The sequence below is a fragment of the Xenorhabdus entomophaga genome (assembly GCF_037996725.1).
Lineage (GTDB): Bacteria > Pseudomonadota > Gammaproteobacteria > Enterobacterales > Enterobacteriaceae > Xenorhabdus > Xenorhabdus khoisanae.
On the sequence record NZ_JBBMXH010000143.1, the window covers coordinates 1 to 7,307 of the forward strand.

Annotated in this window: 8 protein-coding genes; 4 read left to right on the forward strand and 4 right to left on the reverse strand. The window is 39.6% G+C overall.

Translation table 11 applies throughout. The features are described from left to right. Positions 1–210: 210 nt before the first annotated feature. Both AAC854_RS20240 and AAC854_RS20245 read right to left on the reverse strand, forming a co-directional pair. Positions 211–981 carry an ABC transporter permease gene (locus AAC854_RS20240; protein ID WP_047962607.1) on the reverse strand — a complete coding sequence of 257 codons (771 nt, stop codon included), beginning with the start codon at positions 979–981 and terminating at the stop codon, positions 211–213. Next, positions 981–1,904: an ABC transporter ATP-binding protein gene (locus AAC854_RS20245; RefSeq protein ID WP_273548574.1), complete on the reverse strand. Its 924-nt coding sequence runs from the start codon at positions 1,902–1,904 to the stop codon at positions 981–983. The genes AAC854_RS20240 and AAC854_RS20245 overlap by 1 nt, the downstream gene beginning before the upstream one ends. 181 nt (positions 1,905–2,085) lie before the next feature. Between AAC854_RS20245 and can the strand changes: the two genes are divergently transcribed. Further along, positions 2,086–2,739 (forward strand): carbonate dehydratase, encoded by a 654-nt coding sequence (can, locus tag AAC854_RS20250; RefSeq protein WP_047962605.1) that lies wholly within the window; start codon positions 2,086–2,088, stop codon positions 2,737–2,739. An 82-nt stretch (positions 2,740–2,821) separates the two neighbouring features. Here can and hpt read toward each other — a convergent pair whose 3' ends face one another. Then, on the reverse strand, positions 2,822–3,361 hold the full coding sequence (gene hpt, locus AAC854_RS20255; RefSeq protein WP_340618679.1) for a hypoxanthine phosphoribosyltransferase: 540 nt from the start codon (positions 3,359–3,361) through the stop codon (positions 2,822–2,824). 275 nt (positions 3,362–3,636) lie between these two features. On the opposite strand from hpt, the gene AAC854_RS20260 reads away from it, so the two are divergent. From AAC854_RS20260 to speD, 3 genes are all read left to right on the forward strand, one after another. Then, on the forward strand, positions 3,637–3,984 hold the full coding sequence (locus tag AAC854_RS20260; protein ID WP_340618680.1) for a YacC family pilotin-like protein: 348 nt from the start codon (positions 3,637–3,639) through the stop codon (positions 3,982–3,984). Between the two features lie 110 nt (positions 3,985–4,094). Continuing rightward, a complete protein-coding gene (gene speE / locus AAC854_RS20265) occupies positions 4,095–4,958 on the forward strand; it encodes a polyamine aminopropyltransferase (RefSeq protein ID WP_340618681.1) in 864 nt (287 codons plus the stop codon). A gap of 22 nt (positions 4,959–4,980) precedes the next feature. Further along, positions 4,981–5,781, forward strand: coding sequence for an adenosylmethionine decarboxylase (speD, locus tag AAC854_RS20270; RefSeq protein WP_340618683.1), 801 nt, complete (start codon positions 4,981–4,983; stop codon positions 5,779–5,781). A gap of 86 nt (positions 5,782–5,867) precedes the next feature. On the opposite strand, the gene AAC854_RS20275 is transcribed toward speD, so the two are convergent. Next, entirely contained in the window at positions 5,868–6,416 is a 549-nt protein-coding gene (locus AAC854_RS20275) for a cysteine hydrolase family protein (protein WP_340618682.1), read from the reverse strand. Positions 6,417–7,307 lie beyond the last annotated feature (891 nt).

A 7,307-nucleotide genomic window follows, 5' to 3' on the forward strand; every position in this document is an offset into this window, starting at 1 on the left:
AATCGTCGACATCGCAGAAAATTTCAACTAACTTGTCCATAGCCTGTTCCCCCTCGGAGCTGTTTTTGGTGTGCACCAAAACTTTGCTCCTGGAACAGGCTTCTCGTCAATTTCTTATCCAGAATTCGGGTTTATTAGGTAAATCCACCACCCGCTATTATTATCACCCCACTCCGCCGTTGATGATGGCGGAGTGGTTAATTTCGGTTGTTACGTTCTTAACCCCCGGCCAGATTCAATTAAGTACCAAGCCAGAAAATAAAATAAAGCAATAAAGATACTCAACATACCTAATGTCATCGCCAGAGAGACATCCGAAATACCCAGAAAACCATAGCGGAAACCACTAACCATATAGACAATCGGGTTGAGCTTTGACACGATTTGCCAGAAGGTAGGTAACAGGGTAAGGGAATAAAATACGCCTCCCAGATAAGTCAGTGGTGTCAAAACAAAGGTTGGGATGATGCTGATATCATCGAACGTTTTCGCAAAAATGGCATTCAACAGCCCCGCCAGAGAAAACAAAATAGACGTTGCCAGCAAAGTAATCACTACCATGCCCCATGAATGTATCTGTAACGGTACAAACAATAAGGAAACCAATGTCACCAGAATGCCAACACATACACCACGAGCTACCCCACCGCCAACGAATCCAGCAATGATGACATGGGTTGGAACCGGAGCAACCAGTACTTCTTCGATACTGCGCTGAAATTTGGCGCCAAAGAAGGACGAAGAGACATTCGCGTAAGAGTTGGTGATTACTGACATCATTATCAGCCCGGGCACAATAAACTGCATGTAACCCACCCCGCCCATTTCACCAATGCGAGAACCCACCAGATTGCCGAATATAACGAAATACAGAGACATGGTGATTATAGGCGGTAATAATGTCTGTACCCAAATACGACCAAAACGAGTGACTTCCTTAATCCAAATGGTTTTCAGGGCCACCCAGTACAATTGGATCATTATCTATCTCCTTGATTATTATTGGTCAACCCAACAAACAGCTCTTCCAGGCGATTCGCTTTATTGCGCATACTGCTAATCTGAATGCCCTGTGTACTTAGCTGGGAGAAAATATCATTCAGCCCCTGTCCACGTTTTACATCAACTTCCAACGTGGCAGCATCAACCAGACGATAATCATAACCATCAACGATAGGTACTGTTCCTTTAAGCTCTAAATCAAACAAGAAAGTTTCACGCTCAAGCTGACTGAGCAGGCTTTTCATACTGGTGTTTTCTACCAATTCACCATGCTGGATGATACCAATATTGCGACACAGCATTTCAGCTTCTTCCAGATAATGAGTCGTCAGAATGATCGTGGTTCCCTGCGCATTCAATTCTCTCAAAAATTCCCACATAGATCGGCGCAGTTCAATATCCACTCCCGCTGTAGGTTCATCAAGGATGAGCAATTTCGGCTGATGCATCAAAGCACGAGCAATCATCAAACGACGTTTCATACCGCCGGACAAACGAATAGCCCGTTCGTTGCGCTTTTCCCATAGATCCAGTTGGTTAAGATAGATTTCAGCCCTGTCCTGTGCAACATCGCGCGGAACGCCATAATATCCCGCCTGATTCAGTACTATCTGAATCACCGTCTCAAATTGATTAAAATTAAATTCCTGAGGAACAAGACCAAGCTGACGTTTGGCATTAACGATATCTGTATCAATATCGTAGTCAAATACCTTAACCTTACCGCCACTTTTATTGACCAAAGAACTGATAATACCAATCGTAGTGGATTTCCCTGCACCATTTGGCCCCAAAAGCGCGTAAAAATCGCCAGCTTCTACATGCAAATCAATCCCCCGCAGCGCTTTCACTCCACTTTCATAAGTTTTAGTGAGCTGCGTTAACTCTAATGCGTAAGCCATAAGTAAAAAACACCTTTATTCTTTGCTATTTTTGAGTGCAAGATGGGAATTATGCCATGATTCTTCCCGCCTTTCTTAGCAATGACAGGGATCAAATAAAAAACATTCTTCAATTAAATATTAAATTCTCAATTAATGTTGTATATGATTCTATCTCAAAAACGTTGTCAGGCTATTAGTTATGATGAGAAAAATTGAAGAGCTTTTTGCCAGGAACAAACAGTGGTCAAAGTCCGTAAACGATGAAAATCCGCTTTTTTTCAAAGAATTATCAAAGGCGCAAAAACCCCATTTCCTGTGGATAGGCTGTTCTGATAGCCGAGTACCTGCTGAAAAACTGATTGATGCTGCACCAGGCGATCTTTTTGTTCACCGAAACGTTGCAAACCTTGTTATTCATACCGATTTAAACTGTTTATCCGTTGTACAATATGCTGTTGATGTCTTGCAGGTTGAGCACATCATTATCTGCGGTCACTACGGCTGTGGTGGTATTGAAGCTGCTGTGGATGGCACTGAACTGGGCTTAATCAATAACTGGCTGCTCCACATCCGGGATTTGTGGTACAAGCACAGTTCTATGCTTGGCGAATTGCCGCCTAATGATCGACTGAACCGCCTGTGTGAATTGAATGTCATTGAACAGGTTTACAACCTCGGCCACTCTACCATTATGCAATCTGCGTGGAAACGTGGTCAGAAGGTGATGATCCACGGTTGGGTATATGGTTTAAAAGACGGTGAATTACACGATCTGGATATTACGGCGGATAGCCGCGAGAAACTCGAACTTAATTATCGCCAGGCTATTTCCAAATTGTCTCAAGCCAAATAACAGGCTGATCTAAAAAACAAATGGCAGCTTTTCGCTGCCATTTGCTCATAACTCGACTGATTACTTAAAATTACCGCAAAAATCAATCTTCCAATAAGGTGACGTGCCCGATATAAGGCAGGTGACGATAATGCTGGGCATAATCAATGCCGTAACCAACGACAAACTTATCTTCAATCGAATAACCAATCCACTCAACGGGAACATCAACCTCACGACGAGATGGTTTGTTCAGCAAAGTACAAATCGCCAGTGAATTCGGCTCACGCAGCCCCAGAATCTCACGGATTTTGTTCAGTGTATTGCCTGAATCGATAATATCTTCAACGATCAACACATCTTTGCCACGAATGTCCTCATCCAGATCTTTGAGGATTTTCACATCGCGGGTAGAACTCATCTCATTGCCATAGCTGGATGCGGTCATGAAGTCCACTTCGTGAGGAACCTGTACTTCACGGCATAAATCTGCCATAAAGATAAATGACCCTCTCAGCAAGCCGACCAGCACGAGTTCACGATCGCTCTTACGATAATGCTCTGTAATCTGTTGCCCCAGCTCAGCAATACGTTGCTTAACCTCCTGTTCGGAGATCATCACATCTACAGTATGTTTCTTCATCAATATAACCAGTTGATTTTGTTTTAAATAATCACAATACAAACCCAATGATAAATGTGATTATTTATACACCGCTCAATACCATAAGCTCACCAAGCGCATAAAATAACACTCTATGCCATCAGAACAAACCCTATTCGTTAATGCTCAATTAAATTTTTTTATTGGCAGAAAAAATGGCAATTTTCCCAACATTAAGTAAATTAAGTTTGGCTAACACAGATATTAATATGATAATTTAAGTAAAATGGTAGAAAATCAGTATAATAGAAATCATGCAAAAAATTACTTTATTGATTTACATTCTGGTTCTGTTCGGTTTTGCGCAACCCGCAAAAGCCCTCTCTGAAAGTGAAGCTGAAAATCTTGCTGATTTGACTGCGGTCTATATTTACCTGAAATATGACTGTGGCTATAGCCAAATCCCAGATCGTGAGATCAGGCGCACAATTATCTATTTTGCCCAACACCAGAATTGGGATCTCAGTAACTATGATGGTCAGTTAATGGAGGAACTGAATCAATTAGGTTATAACGACTTAAAGGAAATTAACTTACCTCATGAAGTTAAATGTCGTTCTCTTGCTCGACGTTCTCTTAGCCTACTCGCCTATGTAAAATAGTTCCCTAACAAAATATCTCTATAGGTCAATTTCGCAGTGCAACTAAGTTAATAGTTGGCTATTATGTGCGCCCCATTCCTGGGAACATCACAATGGAGAAATACCTAAACATGTCACAAAAAGAAATTTGGTATGAAACATTGCATTCCAATTTCGGTCAATATTTTGCAGTTGAAAATGTGCTTTATCATGACAAAACAGAGCACCAAGACCTAATCATTTTCGAAAATACAGAGGTAGGTCGCATTATGGCGCTTGATGGTGTAGTTCAAACCACAGAGCGCGATGAATTTATCTATCATGAAATGATGGCTCATGTGCCCTTATTTGCCCACGGCCAAGCTAAAAAGGTTTTAATCATTGGCGGTGGTGATGGTGGAATGCTACGTGAAGTCTGTCGTCATCACTATCTCGACAATATCACAATGGTAGAAATTGATGCCTGTGTGGTTGAGTTTTGCCGCCAATACTTACCAAACCATAATGCAGGGGCTTATGACGACCCTCGTTTCAAACTGGTGATTGATGACGGTGTTAGTTTTGTCAAAACCACATCTGAAAAATTTGATGTCATCATTTCTGACTGTACCGATCCCGCCGGGCCAGGTGAAAGCCTATTTACCTCTGAATTTTATGAAGGCTGTGCCCGCTGCTTAAACGAAGGCGGTATTTTTGTAGCCCAAAATGGCGTCTGTTTCCTGCAACAGGATGAAGCCGTCAATAGCCATAAAAAATTGAGTCGTTATTTTGCTGACAGCAGTTTCTATCAGGCTGCCGTTCCGACCTATTATGGCGGGATTATGACGTTTGCATGGGCAACCCAAGACTCCGCCTTGCGTCAGGTTTCTTTGATAACACTGCAACAGCGCTTTGAAAGTGCGGCCATAGCCTGCCGTTACTATACACCTGCCATACATGCAGGAAGTTTTGCATTACCACAATACTTACTGAATGCACTGTCTGGAAACCAATAATCCCCCATTAACCGGGAGGTGAATTAAATTGCGCAAACTAAAATTGCACGGCTTTAATAATCTCACAAAAAGCTTAAGTTTTTGTATTTATGATATCTGTTATGCAAAAATAAACGCCGATCGCGACAGTTATATCGCGTACATTGATGAACAGTATAATGCAAATCGCCTGACTGAGATTCTCAGTGAAACCTGTTCAATCATTGGTGCAAACATTCTTAATATTGCTCGCCAAGATTATGATCCCCAAGGAGCGAGCGTTACCATTCTGATTAGTGAAGAACCCATTGACCCTAATTTAGTGGATAATACAGAAAATCCAGGCCCACTTCCTGATTCTGTCGTCGCCCACTTAGACAAAAGCCACATTTGTGTACATACATATCCAGAAAGCCACCCGGATGGTGGTATATGTACCTTCAGGGCAGATATTGAGGTATCAACTTGTGGAGTAATTTCCCCTCTTAAGGCACTAAATTACTTGATCCATGAATTGGAGTCTGACATTGTGACGATGGATTACCGTGTTCGTGGTTTTACCCGGGATATCAGTGGCGTAAAACTCTACATAGACCATGAAATTAATTCCATTCAGAATTATGTAACAGAAGAGATCCAATCTCAGTACCATATGCTGGATGTAAATATTTTTCAGGAAAACCTTTTCCACACCAAAATGATGTTGAAAGAATTTGATCTGAATGAGTATTTATTCAATACCACAGCAGAAGAATTAAGCGAAATGGAAAAGAAAGAGACCACCCGCTTACTTAAAAAAGAGATACAGGAAATTTATTACGGCAGGAATTTACCTGATCTATAAATATTCGCACTCTATCTAACTTATTTGACTGGCAGAAAATTAATCTGCCAGTCATTAAATCCCATTTCGGTGAAGGTCTGGCTACCCTATTCTAACGGAACACCTAACTCAGTACTTGTTATAACTTCAGCATTATACATATTTTTTAAATAGTTAAGGGCGCTATTCTGATCAACCCCCGGAAACACGCAAACAGCATCCGGCAATACTTTGATATCATAACCTCGGATAAATGCACCATAGGCTGTATGCTGGACACAACAATGGGTATGTTGCCCTGTCAAGACAACTTCTTTGACACCATATTGATTTAAAACTTCTTCCAGACCAGTTCCATCAAAAGCGCTATAAAAATGCTTGGGAGAAATAATTTCACGATCAGCGCCAATGGGGGCCAATTCCGCGACAACTTCAGCGCCCCTCGTTCCTGCCAACGCATGTTTTCCCCAAATATCTATTTCTCGATCACTGACACAATGAGCATCATTGGCATACACCACCAGCCAATCATTCCGGTTTCTGGCATAGTTGATCGTCCGCTGGATCACAGGAATAATTTTCATCGCGCTTTCTTCATTGGCGAGAACGCCTGTTACAAAATCATTCAACATGTCGATTACAATAAGAGCTTTCATCTGTAAGACCTTCTTTTATTTCTGCCTGTGGAATTTTTCAGAAAAAACCATAATCAAAAAAACAAATCTTGCTTGATAATAAAGTCATATTGTTTTATATAATAAAAAACATTTAATTATTTCAAATGAAAAAGTCATAATTCCAGAACACACAAAACGATAAATATTTATATCTTACTTAACCTTATTCATATAAAAGCAATACTACAAGCAATTTAATCAACTAAGTTTATAATGATAATGGCAGTTGGATTTACTCTCAATGATATAAGTCAATTTATTTATATAAGTAATAATATTAATCTATATAATACATACGATACTCCAATGAAAAGCTAATAATATAGTAACGCACTCATATACATAAAGCCACTTAAATACGGTTATAAATATTAATGAATAGTAATGATTAAAACCTAACAATACATATCTAGTAAAATTTTCCGATACTGATGTTGATGGATGTAAAGCCAACCTGAAGATAAGGGCATGTGACTGTTGAAAGAATAATTTCGTTTCAGCATAATCCCTCCAATAAAAGAATCATGGTAAAAATTTAACTCCGTTAGATAGTAAAAAACAACCACAAAACAAAAGAAATACCTTTAAATATAGTTTAATTTGTTTTTTAAATTTATTGATTTCATTTTATCAAGCAAAAAAACAATTAATGTGATTAGAACTATCTTCCACTTACTAACGACCAACTAAATAAGAATTAATCATCATGTTATAGAGTATATAAAAGCAACAGTTAAAATAACAAAAAAAATATAAAGTAATATATAACTTTTCAAAATGGTAGGAGTGTCAAAGAAACTCAGTCCAAATTTTGCGAGTTTTGATTTTCCAGAAACAAAAAGGCAAAAAAGAGGACTGAGTTATGCTTAT

What these genes read in the sequence shown, in the direction of transcription:
- AAC854_RS20240 (WP_047962607.1), bottom strand. Translation starts at nt 981, where the DNA reads ATGATCCAATTGTACTGGGTGGCCCTGAAAACCATTTGGATTAAGGAA.
- AAC854_RS20245 (WP_273548574.1), bottom strand. Translation starts at nt 1,904, where the DNA reads ATGGCTTACGCATTAGAGTTAACGCAGCTCACTAAAACTTATGAAAGT.
- can (WP_047962605.1), top strand. Translation starts at nt 2,086, where the DNA reads ATGATGAGAAAAATTGAAGAGCTTTTTGCCAGGAACAAACAGTGGTCA.
- hpt (WP_340618679.1), bottom strand. Translation starts at nt 3,361, where the DNA reads ATGAAGAAACATACTGTAGATGTGATGATCTCCGAACAGGAGGTTAAG.
- AAC854_RS20260 (WP_340618680.1), top strand. Translation starts at nt 3,637, where the DNA reads ATGCAAAAAATTACTTTATTGATTTACATTCTGGTTCTGTTCGGTTTT.
- speE (WP_340618681.1), top strand. Translation starts at nt 4,095, where the DNA reads ATGTCACAAAAAGAAATTTGGTATGAAACATTGCATTCCAATTTCGGT.
- AAC854_RS20275 (WP_340618682.1), bottom strand. Translation starts at nt 6,416, where the DNA reads ATGAAAGCTCTTATTGTAATCGACATGTTGAATGATTTTGTAACAGGC.